At 55.7% G+C, this 25,658-nt stretch carries 20 protein-coding genes and 1 pseudogene; all 21 read right to left on the reverse strand.

What is annotated here, in order from left to right:
* Window positions 1–125 precede the first annotated feature (125 nt).
* The 21 genes and pseudogenes from eno to rpsB all read right to left on the reverse strand — a co-directional run bounded on the left by eno (window position 126) and on the right by rpsB (window position 25,080).
* Complete coding sequence (eno, locus tag V6L79_RS22305) at window positions 126–1,415, reverse strand: phosphopyruvate hydratase (RefSeq protein WP_261739436.1); 1,290 nt, start codon at window positions 1,413–1,415, stop codon at window positions 126–128.
* Between the two features lie 154 nt (window positions 1,416–1,569).
* Window positions 1,570–2,415 (reverse strand): 3-deoxy-8-phosphooctulonate synthase, encoded by an 846-nt coding sequence (gene kdsA / locus V6L79_RS22310; protein WP_060694718.1) that lies wholly within the window; start codon window positions 2,413–2,415, stop codon window positions 1,570–1,572.
* A 5-nt stretch (window positions 2,416–2,420) separates the two neighbouring features.
* Window positions 2,421–4,052, reverse strand: coding sequence for a CTP synthase (locus V6L79_RS22315; RefSeq protein WP_261739437.1), 1,632 nt, complete (start codon window positions 4,050–4,052; stop codon window positions 2,421–2,423).
* Window positions 4,053–4,324: 272 nt separating this feature from the next.
* Complete coding sequence (gene tilS, locus V6L79_RS22320; RefSeq protein ID WP_338579532.1) at window positions 4,325–5,641, reverse strand: tRNA lysidine(34) synthetase TilS; 1,317 nt, start codon at window positions 5,639–5,641, stop codon at window positions 4,325–4,327.
* Window positions 5,642–5,754: 113 nt separating this feature from the next.
* Window positions 5,755–6,702: an acetyl-CoA carboxylase carboxyltransferase subunit alpha gene (locus V6L79_RS22325; protein ID WP_261739439.1), complete on the reverse strand. Its 948-nt coding sequence runs from the start codon at window positions 6,700–6,702 to the stop codon at window positions 5,755–5,757.
* A gap of 184 nt (window positions 6,703–6,886) precedes the next feature.
* Window positions 6,887–10,408 (reverse strand): DNA polymerase III subunit alpha, encoded by a 3,522-nt coding sequence (gene dnaE / locus V6L79_RS22330; protein WP_261739440.1) that lies wholly within the window; start codon window positions 10,406–10,408, stop codon window positions 6,887–6,889.
* 78 nt (window positions 10,409–10,486) lie between these two features.
* A complete protein-coding gene (gene rnhB, locus V6L79_RS22335; protein WP_261739441.1) occupies window positions 10,487–11,104 on the reverse strand; it encodes a ribonuclease HII in 618 nt (205 codons plus the stop codon).
* 11 nt (window positions 11,105–11,115) lie between these two features.
* Window positions 11,116–12,246, reverse strand: a complete 1,131-nt coding sequence (gene lpxB / locus V6L79_RS22340; RefSeq protein WP_261739442.1) for a lipid-A-disaccharide synthase — start codon at window positions 12,244–12,246, stop codon at window positions 11,116–11,118.
* 2 nt (window positions 12,247–12,248) lie between these two features.
* On the reverse strand, window positions 12,249–13,025 hold the full coding sequence (gene lpxA / locus V6L79_RS22345; protein ID WP_261739443.1) for an acyl-ACP--UDP-N-acetylglucosamine O-acyltransferase: 777 nt from the start codon (window positions 13,023–13,025) through the stop codon (window positions 12,249–12,251).
* A complete protein-coding gene (gene fabZ, locus V6L79_RS22350; protein WP_261739444.1) occupies window positions 13,022–13,462 on the reverse strand; it encodes a 3-hydroxyacyl-ACP dehydratase FabZ in 441 nt (146 codons plus the stop codon). Before fabZ ends, lpxA begins: the two co-directional genes overlap by 4 nt.
* Window positions 13,463–13,571: 109 nt before the next feature.
* Window positions 13,572–14,626: pseudogene (gene lpxD, locus V6L79_RS22355) on the reverse strand (UDP-3-O-(3-hydroxymyristoyl)glucosamine N-acyltransferase).
* Window positions 14,627–14,628: 2 nt separating this feature from the next.
* A complete protein-coding gene (locus V6L79_RS22360) occupies window positions 14,629–15,132 on the reverse strand; it encodes an OmpH family outer membrane protein (protein WP_003440444.1) in 504 nt (167 codons plus the stop codon).
* Between the two features lie 44 nt (window positions 15,133–15,176).
* Entirely contained in the window at window positions 15,177–17,525 is a 2,349-nt protein-coding gene (bamA, locus tag V6L79_RS22365; RefSeq protein ID WP_338579533.1) for an outer membrane protein assembly factor BamA, read from the reverse strand.
* A 75-nt stretch (window positions 17,526–17,600) separates the two neighbouring features.
* Window positions 17,601–18,953, reverse strand: coding sequence for an RIP metalloprotease RseP (gene rseP, locus V6L79_RS22370; protein ID WP_321837560.1), 1,353 nt, complete (start codon window positions 18,951–18,953; stop codon window positions 17,601–17,603).
* A gap of 45 nt (window positions 18,954–18,998) precedes the next feature.
* Window positions 18,999–20,186, reverse strand: a complete 1,188-nt coding sequence (gene ispC, locus V6L79_RS22375; RefSeq protein WP_261739447.1) for a 1-deoxy-D-xylulose-5-phosphate reductoisomerase — start codon at window positions 20,184–20,186, stop codon at window positions 18,999–19,001.
* On the reverse strand, window positions 20,183–20,989 hold the full coding sequence (locus V6L79_RS22380) for a phosphatidate cytidylyltransferase (protein ID WP_261739448.1): 807 nt from the start codon (window positions 20,987–20,989) through the stop codon (window positions 20,183–20,185). The genes ispC and V6L79_RS22380 overlap by 4 nt, the downstream gene beginning before the upstream one ends.
* On the reverse strand, window positions 20,989–21,744 hold the full coding sequence (gene uppS / locus V6L79_RS22385; protein ID WP_261739449.1) for a polyprenyl diphosphate synthase: 756 nt from the start codon (window positions 21,742–21,744) through the stop codon (window positions 20,989–20,991). The genes V6L79_RS22380 and uppS overlap by 1 nt, the downstream gene beginning before the upstream one ends.
* A 15-nt stretch (window positions 21,745–21,759) precedes the next feature.
* On the reverse strand, window positions 21,760–22,317 hold the full coding sequence (frr, locus tag V6L79_RS22390; protein WP_261739450.1) for a ribosome recycling factor: 558 nt from the start codon (window positions 22,315–22,317) through the stop codon (window positions 21,760–21,762).
* Complete coding sequence (gene pyrH, locus V6L79_RS22395) at window positions 22,314–23,057, reverse strand: UMP kinase (RefSeq protein WP_003440426.1); 744 nt, start codon at window positions 23,055–23,057, stop codon at window positions 22,314–22,316. Before pyrH ends, frr begins: the two co-directional genes overlap by 4 nt.
* 203 nt (window positions 23,058–23,260) lie before the next feature.
* Window positions 23,261–24,130 (reverse strand): translation elongation factor Ts, encoded by an 870-nt coding sequence (gene tsf, locus V6L79_RS22400; RefSeq protein WP_048359908.1) that lies wholly within the window; start codon window positions 24,128–24,130, stop codon window positions 23,261–23,263.
* A 206-nt stretch (window positions 24,131–24,336) separates the two neighbouring features.
* Window positions 24,337–25,080, reverse strand: a complete 744-nt coding sequence (gene rpsB, locus V6L79_RS22405) for a 30S ribosomal protein S2 (RefSeq protein ID WP_016781981.1) — start codon at window positions 25,078–25,080, stop codon at window positions 24,337–24,339.
* Window positions 25,081–25,658 lie beyond the last annotated feature (578 nt).

Below are 25,658 nucleotides of genomic sequence, written 5' to 3' on the forward strand. Positions count from 1 at the left end.
GTAAACAACCAATAGTACAAAGCCTGGAAGAACCAGGCTTGTACCGATGTGCATCAGATTAGTGTCAAAAGACTCGCAGTGGCGAATTTTCCGACACAAGCTGCAGTCTTTTTACCACGCCGTACTTAGCCGCGGAACTCGCTGCGACCGTTGTACTTGGCTTTTGCACCCAGTTGCTCTTCGATACGCAGCAATTGGTTGTACTTGGAAACGCGATCAGAGCGGCACAGAGAGCCGGTCTTGATCTGGCCAGCCGCAGTACCCACTGCCAGATCGGCAATGGTGGAATCTTCGGTTTCGCCCGAACGGTGCGAGATCACAGCCGTGTAACCAGCAGCCTTGGCCATCTGGATAGCTTCCAGAGTTTCGGTCAGGGTGCCGATCTGGTTGAACTTGATCAGGATCGAGTTGGCGATGCTCTTGTCGATGCCTTCTTTCAGGATCTTGGTGTTGGTTACGAACAGGTCGTCGCCAACCAGCTGAACCTTCTCACCGATTTTGTCGGTAAGGATTTTCCAGCCGTCCCAGTCAGATTCGTCCAAGCCGTCTTCGATCGAGATGATCGGGTAGCGCTGGGTCAAACCTTTTAGGTATTCAGCAAAACCTTCGGAACTGAAGACTTGACCTTCACCGGACAGGTTGTATTTGCCGTCTTCGTAGAACTCGCTTGCCGCGCAGTCCAGCGCCAGGGTCACGTCAGTGCCCAGGGTGTAACCGGCGTTGGCGATGGCTTCGGAGATCACTTTGAGTGCATCTTCGTTGGAAGCCAGGTTAGGTGCGAAACCACCTTCGTCACCCACTGCGGTGTTCAGGCCACGGGCCTTGAGCACAGCTTTGAGGTGATGGAAGATTTCGGTGCCCATGCGCAGCGCGTCGGAGAAGGTCTTGGCGCCAACCGGCTGAACCATGAACTCTTGAATATCGACGTTGTTATCAGCGTGCTCGCCACCGTTGATGATGTTCATCATCGGAACCGGCATCGAGTAAACACCCGGCGTGCCGTTCAGGTTAGCGATGTGCGCGTACAGCGGCAGGTCCTGGTCCTGTGCAGCGGCTTTGGCAGCAGCCAGAGACACGGCCAGAATGGCGTTAGCGCCCAGGGAGCCTTTGTTCTCAGTACCGTCCAACGCGATCATCGCGTGGTCCAGCGCCTTTTGGTCAACCGGGTCTTTACCCAGCAGCAAGTCACGAATCGGGCCGTTGATATTGGCAACGGCTTTCAGTACGCCCTTGCCCAGGTAACGGCTCTTGTCGCCATCACGCAGTTCCAGCGCTTCACGGGAACCGGTGGATGCACCGGACGGCGCGCAAGCGCTGCCGATGATGCCGTTGTCGAGAAGCACGTCCGCTTCCACAGTGGGATTGCCACGGGAGTCGAGAACTTCACGACCTTTGATGTCGACGATTTTTGCCATTGTTGTAAACACTCCAAAGTTGACGAAAACGACGCAGCTGAGGGAAATATTGTTATCGGCGGCAAGGGTCAAACAGCAGGCAGCCTTGCGGGCGATAAGGCTCGGGCTTCATCAGCCCGAGAAATCGTGCGGTACTTTACCGGAGAAACGAGGGTTACGCGGTTTCTATTGTCGGAAAACTTTTAACCAACTCATCCAGAGACTTCAACTGGGCCAGGAACGGCTCCAGCTTGTCCAGACGCAAGGCACAAGGGCCGTCGCATTTGGCGTTGTCCGGATCCGGGTGTGCCTCAAGGAACAGACCCGCCAGGCTCTGGCTGATGCCAGCCTTGGCCAGATCGGTCACCTGGGCACGACGACCACCGGCAGAATCCGAGCGACCACCAGGCATTTGCAGCGCGTGGGTCACGTCGAAAAACACCGGGTACTCGAACTGCTTCATGATGCCGAAGCCCAGCATGTCTACAACAAGGTTGTTGTAGCCAAAGCTGGAACCACGTTCGCAGAGGATCAACTGATCATTGCCCGCTTCTTCGCACTTGCTCAGGATGTGTTTCATCTCCTGGGGCGCAAGGAACTGGGCTTTCTTGATGTTGATCACGGCGCCGGTCTTGGCCATTGCCACGACCAGGTCAGTCTGACGCGACAGGAAAGCCGGCAGCTGGATGATGTCGCAGACTTCGGCGACCACGGCTGCCTGGGCAGGTTCGTGGACGTCGGTAATCAGCGGCACACCAAAAGCGGCCTTGATGTCTTGAAAAATCCGCATGCCTTCTTCGAGGCCAGGGCCACGGTAAGAGCTGACAGATGAGCGATTGGCCTTATCGAAACTGGCCTTGAACACGTAAGGGATACCGAGCTTTTCAGTAACCCGCACGTACTCTTCACACACCTTCATGGCCATATCACGGCTTTCCAGCACGTTCATGCCACCGAACAAGACCATTGGCTTGTCGTTGGCAATTTCGATATTGCCTACACGGATAATCTTTTGCGCCATGCTGATTACGCCTTCTTCTCGTGTTGTGCCAGTGCTGCCTTGACGAAACCGGTGAACAATGGATGGCCATCACGTGGCGTGGAGGTGAACTCCGGGTGGAACTGGCAAGCGACGAACCAAGGATGATCCGGAGCTTCAACCACTTCTACCAGCGCGCCGTCACCGGAACGACCGGTCACTTTCAGGCCAGCTTCAGTCAATTGCGACAGCAGGTTGTTGTTCACTTCATAGCGATGACGGTGACGTTCAACAATCACGTCCTTGGCATAGCAATCGTGAACCAGGGAACCGGCTTGCAGCTGGCAATCCTGGGCACCCAGACGCATGGTGCCGCCCAGATCCGAGGTTTCAGTACGGGTTTCGACTGCACCAGTGGCGTCTTCCCACTCGGTGATCAGGCCTACAACCGGGTGGCCGCTGCTGCGATCGAACTCGGTGGAGTTGGCGTCTTTCCAGCCCAGCACGTTACGTGCGAACTCGATAACCGCTACTTGCATGCCCAGGCAGATACCCAGGTATGGAACCTTGTTCTCGCGAGCATACTGAACAGCCGTGATCTTGCCTTCGACGCCGCGCAGACCGAAGCCGCCCGGAACCAGAATGGCATCACAGCCTTCAAGCAGTTCAGTGCCTTTGTTTTCGATGTCTTCGGAGTCGATATAACGCAGGTTGACCTTGGTACGGTTGGAAATACCGGCGTGGCTCATCGCTTCAATCAGCGACTTGTACGCGTCCAGCAGTTCCATGTACTTGCCAACCATCGCGATGGTGACTTCGTGCTCTGGATTGAGCTTGGCATCGACAACCTGTTCCCATTCGGACAGGTCGGCGCTGTTGCATTCCAGGCCAAAACGCTCAACAACGAAATCATCCAGACCCTGAGCGTGCAGCATGCCCGGGATACGGTAGATAGTGTCGGCGTCTTCCAGCGAAATAACGGCACGCTCTTCAACGTTGGTGAACAACGCGATCTTGCGACGCGAAGAAATATCAACGTGGTGATCGGAGCGGCAGATCAATACATCTGGCTGCAGGCCGATGGAACGCAGCTCTTTAACCGAGTGTTGCGTTGGTTTGGTTTTCGTTTCGCCAGCAGTGGCGATGTACGGAACCAGAGTCAGGTGCATCAGCATGGCGCGCTTGGCGCCTACTTCGATGCGCAACTGACGGATTGCTTCGAGGAACGGTTGCGACTCAATGTCACCCACAGTACCGCCAATCTCAACCATCGCTACGTCGGCATCGCCGGCGCCCTTGATGATTCGACGCTTGATTTCGTCGGTGATGTGCGGAATGACCTGGATGGTTGCACCCAGGTAATCACCACGGCGCTCCTTGCGCAGGACGTGTTCGTAAACGCGGCCCGTGGTGAAGTTGTTGTTCTGGGTCATGGTCGTGCGGATAAACCGCTCGTAATGGCCCAAGTCCAGGTCGGTTTCGGCGCCGTCGTGTGTGACGAACACTTCACCGTGCTGGAACGGGCTCATGGTGCCCGGATCAACGTTGATGTAGGGGTCCAGCTTCAGCATGGTGACCTTAAGTCCCCGCGCCTCCAGGATGGCTGCCAATGAAGCCGAGGCAATGCCTTTCCCCAATGAAGAAACAACACCGCCCGTGACGAAGATGTAGCGCGTCATGAAAAACCCTAGAAGTCTGCGTTAAAGCGGTCAGAGCCGCCGGGGAAAGCGAAGGAAGGCCGAAGCCCCCAATCACCAGCATTAGTCACAGTGCACCTTTCGAAAAACTGCTGCGTTGAAACAGACCGATGGAAACCATCGGTTCGATGCAAGCCACACATTTTTTTAAAATCGCCCAGCAAAGACTGCTTGGTAATCGGCAACTTCTGTAATTCTGGTGAATCCACAGAAGTTGTATCAAGAAGGGAGCGTAGTCTACCGGAAACCCCCTTTCAGCTCAAACCTTGATCGCTCAAAGTTGGCAGCCACTGTAATTGCCAGCGTCCACAGGGGCTGGAGTCCAGTCCATTGAGGTTTGCCACGGCCAATAACTGCTCATTACGGTACAGAAGCGGCAATCTGCCACGGGCGAACAGCGGAACACCCCGCTCGTTCAGCAACCGCTTCAGATCGCGATGACCGCGCTGCTCCAACGCCATCACTTCACCGCCTTGACGATAGCTCACTTGCAAGGGGCCATCGGGAATATCCCCGACAAAGCGCACCCGACCGTTACCCGGTAGTGCCAACACTTGATCGGGCTGGGCCCACGACACTGGCGCAGTTGGCTGATACAGCCAGTCACCGGACAACCACCAGATGCGCGCACCCGCGCGATGCAGCTCACCCTGGGCCAGTTTCCAGACCGGCTGCGCGCCGTCACGAGCATCGCGCAATGCGTCCCACCCGGCCCAATGGTCGGTATCAGGCAATTGCGTGAAGGCCGCCAGCCAGTGACGCAAGGCATTGCGCTGACGTGCAGGCGACAACGCGGCGACCGGGGCAAGCTCCAGCGAAGGCAGGCCTAGCCAGACAAATTCATCGGCAGCGCTTGCCGCGTGAATATCCTGCTGCGCCAACTCATCAAGCAGGCCTTGCGCCTCGGCACAATGTGCAGCGCTGCGAGCCATGCTGGCAGCGGCTTGCGGCCAGCGCCGACGCAGAGCGGGAAATACCTCATGGCGCAGGTAATTGCGGGAAAAGTCTGTCTGGGTGTTGGACGGGTCTTCGATCCAGCTCAGATTGTGCTCGCGGGCATAGGTTTCAAGCTGAGTACGAGGCACATCCAGCAAGGGCCGACACAGGTGCCCTGTCCCCAAACGACGCTGACGCGGCATGGCCGCCAAGCCGCTGACCCCAGCCCCGCGTAACAAACGAAACAGCAGGGTTTCGGCCTGATCGTCGCGATGCTGCCCGGTGAGCAACACTTCCTGAGCTCCGGTAGCTGCCACAAACACCTGATAGCGCGCATCCCGCGCCGCACGCTCGATACTGGCACCCGCTTGAACTTGCACCCGAACCACCTGCAGCGGCACGCTCAGCCCGTCACACAGCACCTGGCAATGGGCCGGCCACGCATCAGCCGCCGCCTGAAGACCATGATGAACATGGATCGCGGTAATTGGAGGTAATGGGTGGGTTTGACGAAGTTGCACAAGAAGGTGCAGCAGGACGGTAGAGTCCAGACCGCCGGACAGCGCGACGTGCCAGGCTTTGGCATTGCGCCAGGGTTTCAGGGCTGCAAAAAGTAGAGTCGAAAAATCAGACATTGCAAAAACCTGTGGGAGCTGGCTTGCCTGCGATGCAGACAACTCGGTCTTTCAGACAAACCGCGTAGATACCATCGCGAGCAAGCTCGCTCCCACATTCAGATTTCGCTAAATCAGAGACCGTAGCTCATCAGGCGATCATAACGACGCTTGAGCAGCGTTTCGTGGTCCAGCTTGTTCAGCATGTCCAACTGGGAAATCAGATCTGCACGAATCGAGGCAGATGCTGCTGCCGGATCACGGTGCGCGCCGCCCAATGGCTCGCCAATCACCTTGTCCACAATACCCAGGCCTTTCAGGCGCTCAGCGGTGATACCCATCGCTTCAGCTGCGTCCGGCGCCTTTTCGGCGGTCTTCCACAGAATCGAGGCACAACCTTCAGGCGAGATCACTGCGTAGGTCGAATACTGCAGCATGTTCAACTGGTCACAAACGCCAATTGCCAATGCACCACCCGAACCGCCTTCACCGATAACAGTAGCGATGATCGGGGTTTTCAGACGCGACATGACGCGCAGGTTCCAGGCAATAGCTTCGCTCTGGTTGCGCTCTTCAGCATCAATACCAGGGTAAGCACCCGGGGTATCGATGAAGGTCAGGATCGGCATTTTGAAGCGTTCGGCCATTTCCATCAAACGGCAGGCCTTGCGATAGCCTTCAGGGCGCGGCATACCGAAGTTGCGACGCACCTTTTCACGGACTTCACGGCCTTTCTGGTGACCAATCACCATCACTGGCTGATCGTCCAGGCGGGCAATACCACCAACGATGGCAGCGTCATCCGAGAAGTGACGATCGCCATGCAGCTCATCGAATTCGGTGAAGATGTGCTGAATATAGTCCAGCGTGTATGGACGGCGCGGGTGACGGGCCAGGCGGGCAATCTGCCAGCTGGTCAGTTTGCCGAAAATATCTTCAGTCAGCGTTTTGCTTTTGTCTTGCAGACGAGAGATTTCATCGCTGATATTCAGCGAATTGTCATTACCAACCAAGCGCAACTCTTCGATTTTGGCTTGCAGGTCAGCAATCGGCTGTTCGAAATCAAGAAAATTCGGGTTCATAAGCATCCGTCTTGGGTCGGCGGCAAAGCATGCCAGAAGGTTTGAAACCCAGCATTTGCTGGCGTTTCGAACCGAGCTGGGGCAGCCGGTTGATCTGTATCGCGCCTACCTTAAGGGACAGGCGCTCTCAGGTCGAGATTAAAAATTCAGGTCGAGGTCAGGGCGCGCTAATCGCCCCTGACCGTCAACGGTATTGGAGGAAGACGTTGTCTCGCCCGAACTGGTCACGCAGGGCTTGAATCAAGCTGTCCGCCGGATCGATTCGCCAGGTCTCGCCAAACTGCAACATGGCCTTGGCGTCTTCGCCGGTGTAGTCCATGGTAATCGGACACGCACCGCGATGTTTCTTTAACAACTCGCCCAACCAGCGCAATTGATCACCCTTAAGCGCGGCCCGGTTGACTTTCAATCGCAAGCTTTCGGCCAGACTGGTGCGCGCATCTTCCATGCTCATCACCCGCTTGACTCGCAATCGCAGCCCGCCAGAGAAATCGTCATTACTGACTTCACCTTCGACCACCACCATCGCATCAGTCTGCAACAGCGATTGCGCCGAATGGAAAGCTTCGGCAAACAGCGAGGCCTCAATCCGTGCCGAACGATCGTCAAGGGTGATGAAGCCCATCTTGTCGCCCTTTTTGTTCTTCATCACTCGCAACGCGATGATCATCCCGGCCACGGTCTGAGTGTCGCGCGCAGGTTTCAGATCAATGATACGCTGACGGGCAAAGCGGCGAATTTCGCCTTCATACTCATCAATCGGATGACCGGTCAGGTACAGGCCCAGCGTGTCCTTTTCGCCTTTGAGTCGCTCCTTGAGCGTCAGTTCCTTGGCCTTGCGGTGATTGGCATAGACGTCCGCATCGACCTCGACAAACAACCCCCCAAACAGGTCAGCGTGACCGCTGTCATGGGTGCGCGCGGTCTGCTCGGCCGCCTTGATCGCTTCTTCCAGCGCCGACAACAACACTGCACGGTTCTGGTCGATGCTGGCCTGCCAGGCTTTGGGCTCGTCATGAAAGAACGGCCCCAAACGGTCCAGCGCGCCACTTCGAATCAGGCCATCAAGCGTGCGCTTGTTGATGCGTTTAAGGTCAACCCGGGCACAAAAGTCGAACAGATCCGTGAATGGACCGTCCTGGCGCGCTTCGGTAATCGCCTCAACCGGCCCCTCACCTACTCCCTTGATTGCCCCCAGACCGTAAATGATCCGGCCTTCGTCGTTCACCGTGAACTTGAACTCCGAAGCATTCACATCCGGCGCGTCGAGACGCAGCTTCATGCTGCGAATTTCTTCGATCAGGATCACGACTTTGTCGGTGTTGTGCATATCCGCCGACAGTACCGCAGCCATAAACGGCGCCGGGTAGTGGGTTTTCAGCCATGCGGTCTGGTATGACACCAGGCCGTAGGCAGCGGAGTGGGATTTGTTAAAGCCGTAACCGGCGAATTTTTCCACCAGGTCGAAAATGTTACCGGCCAGGTCGCCATCAATATTGTTGTTGGCACAACCCTCAATAAAGCCGCCGCGCTGCTTGGCCATCTCTTCGGGTTTTTTCTTACCCATGGCCCGACGCAGCATGTCAGCGCCGCCGAGGGTATAACCGGCCATGACCTGGGCAATCTGCATCACCTGTTCCTGATACAGGATGATGCCGTAGGTCGGTGCCAGTACGGGCTTGAGCCCTTCGTACTGATAGTCCGAGTGCGGATATGCCAGTTCGGCCCGGCCGTGCTTACGGTTGATAAAGTCGTCAACCATGCCTGACTGCAATGGGCCTGGACGGAACAAGGCCACCAATGCGATCAAGTCTTCCAGGCAGTCGGGCTTGAGCTTTTTGATCAGCTCTTTCATGCCACGCGACTCAAGCTGGAACACCGCAGTGGTCTCGGCCTTTTGCAGCAACTGGTAGGTCGGTTTGTCGTCAAGCGGGATAAAAGCGATATCCAGCGGTGGCTCATCAACCTTGGCACGCTCGCGGTTGATGGTTTTCAGGGCCCAGTCGATAACCGTCAGGGTCCGCAGACCGAGGAAGTCGAACTTCACCAGACCGGCAGACTCAACGTCATCCTTGTCGAACTGGGTAACCAGACCGCCACCCTCTTCGTCGCAGTAAATCGGCGAGAAGTCTGTCAGTTTGGTCGGCGCGATAACCACACCACCGGCGTGCTTGCCGACGTTACGCACAACGCCCTCAAGCTTGCGGGCCATTTCCCAGATTTCAGCTGCTTCTTCATCGACCTTGATGAAGTCACGCAGGATTTCTTCCTGTTCGTAGGCTTTTTCCAGGGTCATGCCGACTTCAAACGGAATCATCTTCGACAGACGATCCGCCAGACCGTAGGACTTTCCCTGCACCCGCGCCACGTCACGGATTACCGCCTTGGCGGCCATCGAACCAAAGGTGATGATCTGGCTTACCGCGTTGCGACCGTATTTTTCGGCCACATACTCGATGACCCGGTCGCGACCATCCATACAGAAGTCGACGTCGAAGTCGGGCATCGATACCCGTTCCGGGTTAAGGAATCGCTCGAACAGCAGGTCGTATTCCAACGGATCAAGGTCAGTAATCTTCTGCACATAGGCCACCAGCGACCCTGCACCCGAACCACGGCCCGGCCCTACCGGCACACCGTTGCTCTTGGCCCACTGGATAAAGTCCATAACGATCAGGAAGTAACCGGGGAACCCCATCTGGATGATGATATCCAGCTCGAAATTAAGCCGGTCGACATACACCTGACGCTTGGCGTCGTAATCTTCGGTGGTGTCCTTGGGCAGCAGAACGCTCAGGCGATCTTCCAGGCCATCAAACGATACTTTGCGGAAATACTCATCGATGGTCATGCCATCGGGAATCGGGAAGTTGGGCAAAAAGTGAGTGCCCAACTTGACTTCAATATTGCAGCGCTTGGCGATTTCAACCGTGTTTGCCAGCGCCTCAGGCAGATCACTGAACAGCTCGGCCATTTCCTCGGCACTTTTCAGATACTGCTGATCGCTGTAATTCTTGGAGCGGCGCGGATCATCCAGGGCCCGGCCTTCACCAATGCACACGCGGGTTTCGTGAGCTTCGAAATCCTGCTGCTTGATAAAACGCACATCGTTAGTCGCCACCAGCGGCGCGCCAATCCTGTCCGCCAGGGCTACGGCAGCATGCAGATGCTCTTCGTCGTTGGGGCGCTTGGTGCGCTGAATTTCCAGATAAAAACGGTCCGGGAACACCGCCATCCATTCGCGGGCCAGGGTCTCGGCTTCTTCAGTGTTGCCACTGATCAGCGCAACACCTATCTCGCCCTCTTTCGCTGCCGAAAGCATGATCAGGCCTGCAGCAGCCTCGGCTACCCACTCGCGCTCAATGATCACCTGGCCATTGCGCTGACCATCGATGTAACCACGGGAGATCAGCTCGGTGAGGTTGCGATAACCCAAAGGGTTCATCGCCAACAGACTGATACGACTCAGCGGGTTTTCCGGGTCTTTGTTCGACAACCACAGATCCGCGCCACTGATCGGCTTGATCCCGCCGCCCATGGCCGCTTTGTAGAATTTGACCAGGGAGCACATGTTGTTCTGATCGGTCACCGCGACAGCGGGCATATTCATGCCGGCCAGGGTTTTGATCAGCGGTTTGATCCGCACCAGGCCATCGACCAGGGAGTATTCAGTGTGCAGGCGCAGGTGAACGAATGAAGCCGGCATGGTGATCCTGTCTATAAGCTTTGAGAAACAACAAGGCCCGGATTGTACCGGGCCTTGGCAAAAACATCAGCCTTGCGGCTAAACCTTGGCGAGACCTTCAAGGGCCTCATAGGCACGACGCACCGGACCAAACGAACGCCGGTGAATGGGTGTCGGGCCAAGACGCTCAAGGGCTTCGAGGTGCACCGGTGTTGGGTAACCCTTGTGACCGCCGATACCATAGCCCGGATACTGCAACTCAAATGCAGCCATTTCACGGTCACGGCTGACCTTGGCCAGAATCGACGCCGCCGCAATCGCCGGAACCTTGCTATCGCCTTTAACAACGGCTTCAGCAGGCATTGCCAACTTGGGGCAGCGATTACCGTCGATCATCGCCAGTTTAGGGGTAATGCTCAGCCCTTCGACTGCACGCTGCATGGCTAGCATGGTGGCGTGCAAAATATTCAGCTCGTCGATCTCTTCGACTTCGGCCCGAGCAATACACCAGCTCAGGGCTTTTTCACAGATTTCGTCATAAAGTTTTTCACGACGCGCTTCGGTGAGTTTTTTCGAATCGTTGAGCCCGACGATAGGCCGATTGGGGTCAAGAATAACGGCAGCAGTCACCACGGCGCCACACAGTGGGCCGCGACCCACCTCATCGACACCAGCAACAAGGTCTTCGACCAGATTGAAGTCCAATCCGATTTGCATGGTTACTTTACTCACTTGGATTGTGCAATCAGGTCCAGTACCGCTTTGGCGGCCTGATTGGAAGCGTCGAGGCGCAATGTGCGATGAATCTCGTCAAAGCCGCGAGTCTGCTCTTCACCGCCGTCCAGCAGGGGCAGCAGGGTCTGGGCCAGGGCTTCAGGCGTCGCAGCGTCCTGCAACAGCTCGGGCACCAGCATCCGCTGAGCCAGCAAGTTGGGCAGCGACACGTACGGACTTTTGACCAGACGCTTGAGAATCCAGAACGTCAACCGAGCCAGGCGATAAGCCACCACCATCGGCCGCTTGTAGAGCAAGGCTTCCAGCGTGGCAGTGCCGGATGCAATCAGCACCGCATCGCAGGCTGCCAGTGCCAGGTGTGATTGACCATCAAGCAAGGTCAGCGGCAGGTCGCGCCCAACCAGCAACTGCTCGATTTGCTCACGGCGCGCGGCACTCGCACACGGCAATACAAAACGCACATCAGGCCGGGCTTCGCGGATTTTTTGCGCCGCATCGAGAAACAACCCACCAAGCTTGCCCACTTCACCGCCGCGACTACCGGGCATCAAAGCGACCAACGGCCCGTCAGGCAGACCCAGTTCAGCGCGAGCACCGGCTTTATCTGCTTCAAGCGGGATAGTGTCGGCCAGCGAGTGCCCGACGAAACGCACAGGTACGCCGTGCTCTTGGTAAAACTTGGCTTCAAAAGGCAACAGTGTGAGCATCAAATCGCAGCCTTCGCGAATTTTCAGCACGCGCTTCTGACGCCAGGCCCATACCGAAGGGCTGACGTAGTGCACGGTCTTGATTCCGGCACGGCGCAATTGAAGTTCAATATTGAGGGTAAAATCAGGTGCATCAATACCGATAAACACATCGGGTTTTTCGGCAATCAATGTCTGAACCAAGAGCTTGCGGCGCTTGAGCAGCTCACGCAGACGCCCCAGCACCTCAACCAGCCCCATCACCGACAAACGCTCCATCGGGAAGTAGGAGGTCATACCCTCTGCTTCCATCAACGGACCGCCAACGCCGATAAATTCGATATCAGAATGCTGAGCCTTGAGTGCCCGCATCAATCCCGAGCCCAAAATGTCGCCCGAGGCCTCCCCCGCTACCAGCGCGATACGCAATCTGGCCATGACTAGCGCGTAATGCCGCGGGTGGAAGAGCGAATGGACTCAACAAACATGGCAACTTCAGGGAACAGCAGAGCAGGCTCGGCCAACTCGGCAAGTGCCTGATCAACGGTCAGCCCCTGGCGGTAGACCACTTTATAGGCACGACGCAACGCATGAATGGCGTCATCACTGAAACCGCGACGGCGCATACCTTCGAAGTTCATGCTGCGGGCTTCGGCAGGGCTGCCGAACACAGTCACAAACGCAGGAACATCCTTGCCGATGGCTGTGCCCATGCCCGAAAAGCTGTGGGCGCCGATATGGCAAAACTGATGAACCAGGGTAAAACCTGACAGGATCGCCCAATCGCCCATATGCACATGGCCCGCCAACGCTGAGTTGTTGACCAGAATGCAGTGGTTGCCGATCACGCTGTCATGCCCGATATGGGCATAGGCCATCACCAGGTTGTGATCACCCAGCGTGGTCTCGGCACGGTCCTGAATGGTTCCGCGATGAATCGTCACACCTTCACGAATAACGTTGTGATCACCGATAACCAGGCGAGTTTCCTCACCCTTGTACTTGAGATCAGGCGTGTCTTCGCCCACCGATGAAAACTGGTAGATACGGTTGTGCTTACCGATTTTGGTTGGGCCCTTGAGAATCACATGCGGCCCAATCACTGTCCCCTCGCCGATTTCCACACCTGCGCCGACGATCGACCAAGGGCCGACCTCGACGTCGTCGGCCAATATGGCCGTCGGATCGATGATTGCGCGAGGGTCAATCAAACTCATAGTTTGCGTTCCGCACAGATGATTTCAGCCGAGCATACCGGCTTGCCATCCACCGTGGCCTGACACTCGAACTTCCAGATGGAGCGCTTGCAGCTCACGAACTTGGCTTCAAGGATCAACTGATCACCCGGCAGCACAGGCTGACGGAAGCGCAGCTTGTCGGAGCCTACGAAGTAATACAGTGTGCCGTCAGCCGGCTTGAGATCCATCATCTTGAAGCCAAGAATGCCGGCAGCCTGAGCCATCGCTTCAATGATCAACACACCGGGCATGATCGGGTGCGCCGGGAAGTGGCCGTTAAAAAAAGGCTCATTGATGCTGACATTCTTGTAGGCACGAATGCGCTTGTTCTCGACATCCAGATCCACCACTCGGTCCACCAGCAGGAACGGGTAACGGTGGGGCAGATATTCGCGAATCTCGTTGATGTCCATCATTTCGTGGGGAAGCCTGTAATAAAGATTGGGCGCGCGCGACTAAGGCGCGCTCCTCTAGCAAATCAAGGAAGCAAACCAGGGGTTCAGCACGCTTGATATGGAAATTGTATTAGCCTTTTGAAGAAGCTTTGCCGCCGGGGGTCACTTACCGACGCGCTTTTCCAGTTGTTTCAACCGTCTGGCAATGTCGTCCAGCTGACGAATACGTGCCGCACTCTTGCGCCACTCAGCGGCTGGTTGCATAGCCGTACCGGAAGAATAGGCGCCTGGCTCGGTAATCGAGTGGGTCACCATCGTCATGCCAGTCAAGAACACATTGTCACAAATTTCAATATGCCCAACCAAACCGACACCACCCGCCAACATGCAGTGCTTGCCGATTTTAGTGCTACCGGAAATCCCGACACAGGCGGCCATGGCCGTATGGTCACCCACCTGAACGTTGTGTGCGATCTGGATCTGGTTATCCAGCTTGACGCCATTACCGATCAGTGTGTCGGCCAAAGCACCGCGGTCGATGGCGGTATTAACACCGATTTCGACATCATCACCGATGGTTACACCACCGATTTGAGCGATCTTTTGCCAAACACCCTTCTCGTTGGCAAAGCCAAAACCCTCGCCACCCAGCACGGCACCCGACTGAATAACCACACGCTGACCGATGCGAACATCGTGATAAAGCGTCACACGCGGAGCCAGCCAGCCGTCTTGGCCAATTACACAGCGAGCCCCGATAAAGCAATGAGGCCCGACCGTAACGCCAGCAGCGATGCGTGCACCGCTTTCGATCACAGCAAAGGCACCAATGCATGCTGCAGGATCAACCACCGCGTCAGCAGCAATCACTGCCGTTGGATGAACGCCGGCAACCGCTTTGGGCTTGGGGTCAAACAGATGGGAAATTCGGGCATAAGCCAGATACGGATCGGGTACAACCAGCGCATCCCCGACATACTCCTCGGCGTCTGCAGCCTTGAGCAATACAGCCCCGGCATGGCAATCAACGAGGAATTTTCGGTATTGGGGGTTGGCCAGAAAGCTCAACTGAGCTGGGCCAGCCTCTTGTAAAGTGGCTAGCCCAGTGATTTCTTTCTCCGCAGAGCCACGCAGTGTGGCTCCAAGGAACTCGGCCAATTGGCCGAGTTTTATAGTCGCAGTCATAATTACTTCAGCTGATTCATGCGCTCGATAACCTGGCGAGTGATGTCGTACTGAGGTTTGACATCAATCACAGCACCACGCTCGAACACCAGGTCAAAGGCGCCTTTCTTGATGACTTCTTCAACAGCGCTGTCCAGTTTTGGCTTCAGCTGTTTAAGCATTTCGCGGTCAGCAACGGCTTTGGCTTCGTTCAGCTCCTTGGATTGGAACTGGAAGTCACGGGCCTTTTGCTTGAATTCAAGTTCCAGGCGTTCACGTTCGCCCTGCTGCATTTTGTCGCCGCCCTTCACCAGACGATCCTGAATGCCTTTGGCGCTGCTTTCCAGGCTTTTGAGCTTGGTCAGTTGCGGGCCAAACTTCTTCTCGGCATCCACGGCATAACGCTTGGCTGCGTCCGACTCAAGCAATGCCATCTGATAGTTCAGTACGGCAATTTTCATGTCGGCGAAAGCCGGGCCTGCCACTAGAACCGAAGCCAGGAGAACCAATTGAGTCAACTTACGCACGATGCACTCCTAAAAAATCCGTTGTCTGTATCTAAGGTCAGGCTTTAGAAAGTCTGGCCGAGGGAGAATTGGAACACTTGAGTGTCTGCGTCATCCGGTTTCTTGATCGGCATGGCCAAGCTGAAGCTCAACGGGCCAAGCGCAGTTACCCAGGTCACGCCAACACCAACAGAACTGGCCATGTTACTAAAGCCGATATCGCAATCCTTGGTATCACCCTTGCAGTTGGTGTCGAACACGTTACCCACATCCCAGAACACGGAGGTACGCAGGGAGCGCTGGTCTTTCACAAACGGCATAGGGAACAGAACCTCTACACCACCCTGGATCAGCACGTTACCACCAAACGGCAGCGGATCTTGATCCGGGTCCGCAATGGTGCCCGGATTTCTACCGGAGCTTGGAGTGCTGCGAGGGCCCAAGGCGCTGTCCTTGAAACCACGTACCGAGTTGAAACCACCAGCGTAGTAGTTCTCATAGAACGGCAGGCCAGCGGTCGAACCATAACCATCACCATAGCCCAACTCTGTGTGCAGACGCATGGTGTAGGTGTCGGTCAGTGGTTGGAACAGCTGAGCGCGATAATCAAGCTTGTAGAACTGCAGGTCACTGCCCGGAATCGTGGACTCAAGCACCAGACTCTGGGAACTGCCACGTGTTGGCAACACACCTTTGTTCAGAGTCGACTCGGACCAACCTACCGATGCCTTGAAGTTGAGGTACTTGTCGCCTTCACGATTTACGAAGTCGAAAATTTCGTCAACGGTGTACTGACCGGTACTGATTTCATCCTGCTGCACTGTCAGACCGTAGGTCAGACGCGATGTATCACTGATCGGGTAGCCCATGGTGATACCAGCACCAAGGCTGTCCACCGAGTAGTTTGCTACGTCAACGTCCAGCTCTTTGTAGTCGGTTGTACGGTAGAACGCGTTGTAACCCAGGCTCACACCATCAGCAGTCCAGTACGGATCAACATAGCTGAAGTTGTAGCGGCTCTGGTATTCGCTGCGCGTCAGGCCAATGCTGACCTTGTTACCCGTACCCAGGAAGTTGTTCTGGGTAATCGAGCCGCCAAGGATCAAACCGGCGCTCTGGGCAAAACCGACGCTGGCAGTGATCGAACCCGACGCCTGTTCTTCAACTGCGTAGTTTACGTCCACCATATCGTCAGTACCTGGTACTGCCGGGGTTTCAACGTTGACTTCCTTGAAGAAGCCCAGGCGCTCAAGGCGAACCTTGGACTGATCAATCAGGTAGGTCGAAGCCCAGCCACCTTCCATCTGACGCATTTCGCGACGCAGCACTTCGTCGGCCGACTTGGTGTTGCCGCGGTAGTTGATGCGGTTTACGTAAGCACGCTTGCCCGGATCGACCACAAAGGTAATGGCAACAGTGTGATTCTCAGGGTTTGGCTGAGGCACGCCGTTGACGTTGGCGAAGGTGTAGCCTTCGTTACCCAGGCGACGGGTAATCAGCTCGGAAGTAGTGGTCATCAGCTTGCGCGAGAACACTTGGCCCGGCTGAACCAGCAGCAGCGACTTGATCTGATCTTCAGGAACCTTGAGGTCACCGCTCAGTTTCACTTCGCCGACGTTGTATTTTTCGCCTTCGTTCACGTTAACGGTGATGTAGACGCTTTTCTTGTCGGGCGTGATCGAGACCTGGGTCGAAGCGATATCCATATTGATATAGCCGCGATCGAGGTAGTAGGAGCGCAGACGCTCAAGGTCACCCGACAGTTTTTCACGAGCGTACTTGTCGTCATTCTTGAAGAACGACAACCAGTTCGTGGTTTTCAGTTCGAACAGGTCAACCAGATCCGATTCAGGGAAAACCGTATTACCCACCACGTTGATGTGCTGGATAGCGGCAACCGTGCCTTCGTTGATATTGACCTTCAAGGCAACGCGGTTACGCGGCTCGGGCACCACTTCGGTGTCTACCGTCGCCGAATAGCGGCCCTGGGCAACATACTGACGTTGCAGTTCGTTACGCACACCTTCAAGGGTTGCGCGCTGGAAAATCTCACCTTCGGCCAACCCCGACTGTTTAAGACCTTTCATCAGGTCATCAGTGGAGATCGCCTTGTTCCCGTCAATTGTGATGCTGGAGACGGAAGGACGCTCGACAACCGTGATAACAAGCACATTGCCATCACGACCCAGTTGGATATCCTGAAAGAACCCGGTTTTGAACAACGCACGAGTGGATTCCACCAAACGGCGGTCATCCGCTACCTCACCCACGTTCAGAGGCAACGCACCAAACACGCTACCGGCGGAAACCCGCTGGAGCCCGTTGACACGGATATCAGAGATAGTGAAGGACTCGGCGTGAACTTCGGCGATCATCAGTACGGCGAGAACCGCAGTTAGCAGCAGACGTTTCATGAAGTCCTTTCTTATTCCAACTGGCAATAAACAAACTGCCGCAAAATGCGGCAGATTCGCAATTCAGCGAAGCGTTTACAGACGACCCAGATCGTTGATCAAGGCAAGTAACATCACCCCGACCACCAAGCTGATCCCGATCTGCATTCCCCAACCCTGCACCCGATCCGACAAGGGACGACCACGCGCCCACTCGATCAGATAAAACAACAAATGCCCCCCATCCAGTACAGGTATGGGCAACAAGTTCAGAACCCCCAGGCTTATGCTCAGATAAGCCAGAAAATTCAAGAAATCCGCAACACCCGACTGGGCAGAAGCGCCCGCCACTTTAGCAATGGTTATCGGTCCACTCAAGTTTTTTACCGAGAGCTCACCGAACAACATTTTCTTCAGCGAGTCGAGCGTCAATATGCTCATGGTCCAGGTGCGTTTTGCCCCTTCCCCGATTGCTGCGAGCGGGCCATAACTGACCTCCCGGATCATCGCTGGTGGCCAATCGACACCTTTGACCCCTGCCCCCAGGTAACCCGTTGCCGCCTTGCCTTCACCGCGAGCTGCCAGCGTGACAGGTATCTCAACAGGCACGCCATCGCGTTCAACATGCAACACGACACGGGCATCCGGGCGCACACGAACCCAGTCAACAACCTGCTGCCAATCCTTGATGACCTGATCGTTCATGGCCAGCAGCTTGTCACCGGTTTTAAGCCCTGCGGCCTGCGCCGGACCTTTCGGGTCCAGCTCTGCCAGAACTGCCGGCAGCTCGGGACGCCACGGGCGAATCCCCAAGGAGGTGATAGGGTCCGGCTCATCGGCACCCTTGAGCCAGTCTTTCAATACAAGTTGATGCGACGCTTGGGCAGAGGAGTCCGGCTCACGCACAACAACCTGCAGAGAGCCGCTTTCACCCAGACGTCGAACCAGTTGCAGATTGACGTTGGACCAGCCTGTCGTAGCCTCGCCATCAATGGAAACAATTTCCTGACCCGCTACCAAACCGGCTTGCGCCGCCAGGCTGCCGCTTTCAACCGCACCGATGACCGGCCGCACTTGCTGGCTGCCCATCATGGCCAGCACCCAGAAGAACGCCATCGCCAGCATGAAGTTGGCTATCGGCCCGGCCGCGACAATGGCAATGCGCTGACCTACGGTTTTACGATTGAACGACTGATCGAGTTGATCGGCAGGCACTTCACCTTCGCGCTCGTCGAGCATTTTAACGTAGCCACCCAACGGGATGGCTGCGACAACAAACTCGGTGCCCTGGCGATCATGCCAGCGCAATAGAGGCGTACCGAAGCCCACGGAGAAGCGCAGAACCTTGACGCCACAACGGCGCGCCACCCAAAAGTGACCGAATTCATGAAAAGTGACCAGCACCCCCAATGCCACCAGGGTGCCAACAATCATATAGAGCGCACTCATCTACTTTCTCCGCGATTCTGTCCGGTTCCGGCAAGCACCACTTTTTCAGCCGTTACGACTCAACCACTGTTCAGCCAGCATACGAGCTTTGGTATCAGCGGCAAACACCGCTTCCAGCTCGTCTACGGCGACTACAGGCTCGCTATTCAATACATCTTCGATAATACGGGCGATCTGCGGATAACGGATTCGCCCGTCCAAAAAGGCAGCCACTGCAACCTCGTTCGCCGCATTAAGCATCGCTGGGGCACTATTACCGGCCTCGGCCGCCTCGCGAGCCAGACGCAAACAAGGGAAACGTTGCTCGTCAGGACGCTGGAAGTCCAGTCGTGCCACTGCAAACAGGTCCAGCGGCGCAACACCCGAATCAATACGCTCAGGCCAGGCCAAGGCATTGGCAATCGGCGTACGCATATCCGGATTACCCAACTGAGCCAGCACCGAGCCATCCACATAATCGACCAGCGAATGAATCACGCTTTGCGGATGGATAACCACTTCAACCTGATCCGGCCGGGCATCGAACAACCAGCAAGCCTCGATCAGTTCCAGGCCCTTGTTCATCATGCTGGCTGAATCGACCGAAATCTTGCGCCCCATCGACCAATTGGGATGAGCGCAGGCCTGATCTGGAGTGACATGCTCAAGCTGGGCCAGCGGCGTTTCACGGAACGGCCCGCCAGACGCGGTAAGCAAAATCCGACGAACCCCTACATTCCCCAGACCGCGGGCAAAATCCTGCGGCAAGCACTGGAAGATCGCATTGTGTTCGCTGTCGATGGGCAGCAATACCGAGCCGCTACGACGTACGGCCTGCATAAACAGGTCGCCGGTCATCACCAGCGCTTCCTTGTTGGCCAGCAGGATCTTCTTGCCGGCATTGACTGCTGCCAGTGTCGGACGCAGGCCCGCAGCACCAACGATTGCCGCCATTACCGCATCGACTTCAGGAGCCGAGGATATCTGGCACAAGCCCTCCTCACCCACCAATACCTCGGTGTTGAGCCCCGCAGCGCGCAAATCCGCCTGCAATCGGCTCGCAGCCTGCTCATGGGGTACCACCACAACTTGCGGGCGGTGCTTGACGCACAAGGCCAGCAGCTCGGCGAGACGGCTATAGCCGCTCAAGGCAAAGACCTGATAACGATCAGGGTGACGCGCAATAACATCCAGGGTGCTCAGGCCAATAGAGCCCGTAGCCCCCAGAACAGTAATCTGTTGTGGGCGACTCATGACGCAGCCATCCACAGTAATACCGCAAATACAGGGATCGCCGCCGTCAGGCTGTCGATCCGGTCCAGCACACCGCCATGGCCCGGCAGCAAATTGCTGCTGTCTTTAATTCCAGCCTGGCGCTTGAACATGCTTTCCGTGAGATCGCCCACCACCGAGATCAATACAATCACGGCGGCGCCGACCAGCGCAGCAAACATCTGCGAAGCGCTCCAGCTACGCACTACACCGACGACAGCAGTGATCAGCAGGCTCAGCAACAAACCACCAAAAACACCTTCCCAGCTTTTGCCCGGACTGACTTTAGGGGCCAGCTTGCGTTTGCCAAATTTGCGCCCGGAAAAATAAGCGCCAATATCTGCGCCCCAGACCAGAACCATCACTGCCATGATCAGCCAGTTACCCAGCGGCATTGCCTTGATCAGAACCAGACCTTGCCAAGCTGGCAACAGGATCAGCAGACCAATAACCAGCTTGGCCGCAATACTCGACCAGTGCCCGGCCGATTGCGGAAAGGTCAGCACCAAAAAGGTTGCTGCTGCCCACCACAATACCGCCGCACCCAGCACCCAAGGCGCCAGATCAGGGAAAACGTGCAGACCAAACAACAACAAGGCCACTATCGCGGCAAACAAAACCCGCGCAGTTTGAGCCTCAAAGCCTGCAAGACGCGCCCATTCCCAGGCACCCAAAGTAACGACTACGCCAATAAACAGCGCAAAGCCGCTGCCCTCAAGCAGAAAAAAACCGCACAAGGCAATTGGCAGCAAGATAAGCGCAGTGATGATTCGTTGTTTCAGCATTAAATCCGGGCTCCAGCCTCAACCTGCTCGCTCGTTTTACCGAAGCGGCGCTGGCGAGAAGCGAAATCAGCCAATGCATGACGCATGGCCTCGTGTTTGAAGTCCGGCCAGAACAGGTCGGAGAAGTACAACTCGGAATAGGCTAGCTGCCACAGCAAGAAATTGCTGATGCGGTGCTCGCCTCCGGTACGGATACACAAATCAGGCAACGGCTGATCACCCGTTACCAGACAGGTTTGCAACAACCGGGGGGTGATTTCCTCCGGCTGCAAATGACCTGCCTGGACTTGACGTGCCAGCTGTTGGGCAGCTTGCGCGATGTCCCACTGACCACCGTAGTTAGCGGCGATCTGCAACACAAAGCGACCCTCGCCCACCGTCATTGCTTCCGCTTCACTCATCGCCTTTTGCAAGTCCGGATGAAAGCGTGAGCGGTCGCCAATGATCCGCAAACTGATCTCGTTTTCGTTGAGGCGCTTGGCCTCACGACGCAGCGCCCGGAAGAACAGTTCCATCAGGGCACTGACTTCCGCAGCAGGTCGCTGCCAGTTTTCACTGGAAAACGCGAACAGGGTAAGCACCTCGACTCCCGCCTGGGCACATACCTCAATTACCGCACGAACCGCATCCACACCCGCTTTATGCCCGGCAACACCCGGCAGAAAGCGTTTTTTCGCCCAGCGATTATTACCGTCCATGATGATCGCGACATGTCGCGGAACAGATGACGGGTCAGCCTGCTTCGTCTTTTCCATAAAACGCCCTGACCCTTATACGGCCATCAGGTCCGCTTCTTTCTGCTTGGTGGCAACTTCAATATCTGCCACAGCCTTGTCGGTCAGCTTCTGGATATCATCAGCGCCACGACGCTCTTCGTCTTCGCTGATTTCCTTTTCCTTGACCAGGTCTTTGAGCTGGCTCAAGGCGTCACGACGGATATTACGTACGGCAATACGGGCATCTTCAGCAGCGTCACGCGCCTGTTTGGCGAAAACCTTACGGGTTTCTTCAGTCAGGGCAGGCATGGAGATCAACAACAATTCGCCCAGGTTGGTCGGATTGAGGTTCAGACCAGCGCTCTGGATTGCCTTGTCGACTGCGCCCAGCATGTTGCGTTCGAACGCTACGACTTGCAGGGTGCGGGAGTCTTTAACGGTGATGTTCGCTACCTGGCTGATCGGAGTATCCGAGCCGTAGTAAGGAACCATCACGCTACCCAGAATGCTTGGGTGAGCCTTGCCGGTACGGATCTGGCCAAATGCATGGGACAGAGATTCCAGCGACTTCTGCATGCGCGTTTGAGCGTCTTTCTTGATTTCGTTGATCATTGTTGACCTTCCTCGATCAGAGTACCTTCAGCGCCGCCGTGGACAATATTAAGCAGGGCGCCGGGCTTGTTCATATTAAATACACGCAATGGCATTTTGTGGTCACGGCACAGACAGATAGCCGTCAGATCCATAACACCCAGTTTGCGATCCAGTACTTCATCGTAAGTCAGATGATCGAACTTCTCGGCATGTGGGTCTTTGAATGGGTCTGCGGTGTACACGCCGTCAACCTTGGTCGCCTTGAGCACCACATCAGCATCGATTTCAATGGCACGCAAACAGGCAGCCGAATCCGTTGTGAAAAATGGATTACCGGTACCTGCAGCAAAAATCACCACATCCTTGGCGTTGAGATGGCGCATGGCCTTACGACGATCGTAATGATCGGTCACGCCTACCATGGAAATAGCCGACATAACGATGGCGGAGATATTCGCACGTTCCAGCGCATCGCGCATGGCCAAGGCGTTCATCACGGTAGCCAGCATGCCCATATGGTCGCCAGTTACACGGTCCATACCTGCGGCGCTCAATGCGGCACCACGGAACAGGTTGCCACCACCAATTACCAATCCTACCTGAACGCCGATGCCGACCAACTGGCCCACTTCCAGCGCCATGCGGTCGAGTACTTTGGGGTCGATCCCGAACTCTTCAGAGCCCATCAGGGCTTCGCCGCTTAGCTTGAGTAGAATGCGTTTATAGCGAGCTTGATAACCACTGCCCTGCTGAGCCATTGCGAATCTCTCCTGCCGCGTTTTATTGAAAATCTGTGCGAGGCCATTCTGCAGCCTGCGCTCTAACTGTGGCACTGCACAGCAGTGCCATCGGAACACGATTTTGTTAACCGGTTCCGTTGAGAAGGTAAAAACCCCTCCCATCTGAAAAGAGGCTGCGCGCGTGAGCGGGCAGCCTCTTGGGTCGACAGTTAAAAACCGTCTTATTGCTTGCTTGCAGCCACTTGAGCAGCAACTTCTGCTGCGAAGTCATCAACTGGCTTCTCGATGCCATCACCTACTTTGAAGTAAGTGAAGGAAACGATTTCAGCGCCGGCTTTCTTGGCCAGTTCGCCGACTTTGATTTCCGGGTTCTTGACGAAAGCTTGCTCAACCAGGCTGGCTTCAGCCAGGAACTTGCTGATACGACCGGCAACCATTTTTTCAACGATTTCTGCTGGCTTGCCTTTGATCTTGTCTTCGTTGAGGCTCATGAACACGGTTTTTTCGCGTTCGATAGCATCAGCGGAAACTTGCGATGGCAGCAGGAACTCAGGGTTGCTTGCAGCTACGTGCATGGCGATGTCACGAGCCAGCTCAGCGTTGCCGCCTTTCAGAGCAACTACAACACCGATTTTGTTGCCGTGCAGGTAAGCATCAACAACATCGCCTTCGATACGAGCCAGACGACGGATGTTAACGTTCTCGCCTACTTTACCAACCAGAATCAGACGAGCTTCTTCTTGAGCGGCGATCAGCGGAGCTGCGTCGGTCAGTTTGTCAGCAAACGCTTTTTCAACGCTGGCAGCGACGAAGTTTTTGAAGTCTTCTTGCAGAGCCAGGAAGTCGGTTTGCGAGTTGACTTCAAGAATTACGGCAGACTTGTTGTCTTCCGCAACTTTAACTGCGATAGCGCCTTCAGCAGCAACGTTGCCTGCTTTTTTGGCTGCCTTGATAGCGCCCGAAGCACGCATGTCATCAATGGCTTTTTCGATGTCGCCGCCAGCCTTGGTCAAGGCTTTCTTGCAATCCATCATGCCTTCGCCAGTACGCTCACGCAGTTCTTTAACCAACGCTGCAGTAATCTCTGCCATTTCAAAATTCCTCTTGGATAGGTTTTCAACCATTCCACCCGACCGAACGGGCGTTCAATTCGTGTGAAGCCCACCTCGAATCAACTGTGCAGGCCGCCATCTGATACAGATACGACAAACATGGTTACAACAAATGGATTTCGAGGTGGCAAAAAGGGGGCCAAGCCCCCTTTTTGCGTACTGAGTAAACGCTAGGCGTTAATTACTCAGCCTTCAACTACCGCTGCAGCTGGAGCTTCTTCGACGAAAACGTCGGTGCCGCCAGCAACGTGGTTACGGCCTTTGATCACAGCATCAGCCATCGCACCCATGTACAGCTGGATAGCGCGGATTGCGTCATCGTTACCCGGGATGATGTAGTCAACACCTTCTGGGCTGCTGTTGGTATCGACAACGCCGATTACCGGGATACCCAACTTGTTAGCTTCGGTGATCGCGATACGCTCGTGGTCAACGTCGATAACGAACAGTGCGTCTGGCAGACCGCCCATGTCCTTGATACCACCCAGGCTACGATCCAGCTTCTGCAGATCGCGAGTACGCATCAGCGCCTCTTTCTTGGTCAGCTTGGCGAAAGTACCGTCTTCTGCCTGGATTTCAAGGTCACGAAGACGCTTGATCGAAGCACGAATGGTTTTGAAGTTGGTGAGCATGCCGCCCAACCAGCGGTGATCCACGTACGGCGAACCGCAACGTGCTGCTTCTTCAGCAACGATCTTGCCAGCGGAACGCTTGGTGCCGACGAACAGAATCTTGTTTTTGCCCTGGGCCAGACGCTCTACGAAAGTCAGAGCTTCGTTGAACATTGGCAGGGTTTTTTCAAGGTTGATGATGTGGATCTTGTTACGCGCGCCAAAGATGTATTTACCCATCTTCGGGTTCCAGTAACGGGTTTGGTGACCGAAGTGCACACCGGCCTTCAGCATATCGCGCATGTTGACTTGGGACATGATAGTTCCTTAATAAGTCGGGTTAGGCCTCCACGTATCCCAACGACCAACCAGCAGCTTCAAGCTGAAGGCACCCAGGTCATCGTGTCGACACGTGTGTGGGTTTGTGCTCTGCGGGCTATACCCGCAAAGCGGCGCATTTTATACCACAAGAAGGTCAAAAAACGAAGCGTGGATTTTGACTTTATTGCTAAGCCTTTGCCTGACAAGGGTTTACCCCAGGTTGGCTCTTGGCTCTTGGCTCTTGCCTGACAATGTTACTGCCGCCACTAAAATACTCCAAACACCGCTGAGGCCCGTAACAGTGCCGGAGTGAGGGCACCGCCGAGCCTGGACGAGGCGGCCGTATGGTAGGGCCAAGACCTTTTGGTTACTTTTGGGGCGCTTGCCAAAAGTAACCCTCCGTAAGGGCGGAACCCGTAGAAAACCATGATGCATCGAATGGATATGTACTCGACACAGGATCAGGTGCCTTGCAAAACAACTGACCCACTGAGTACATATCCAGCATTCGCGCCTAACCGAAATATTGGTTTCGCTCTTACAGCGAGGCACTTTTGTCAAACAGCCACAAAAGT

It is taken from the genome of Pseudomonas sp. ML2-2023-6, assembly GCF_037055265.1.
Taxonomy (GTDB): domain Bacteria; phylum Pseudomonadota; class Gammaproteobacteria; order Pseudomonadales; family Pseudomonadaceae; genus Aquipseudomonas; species Aquipseudomonas kulmbachensis.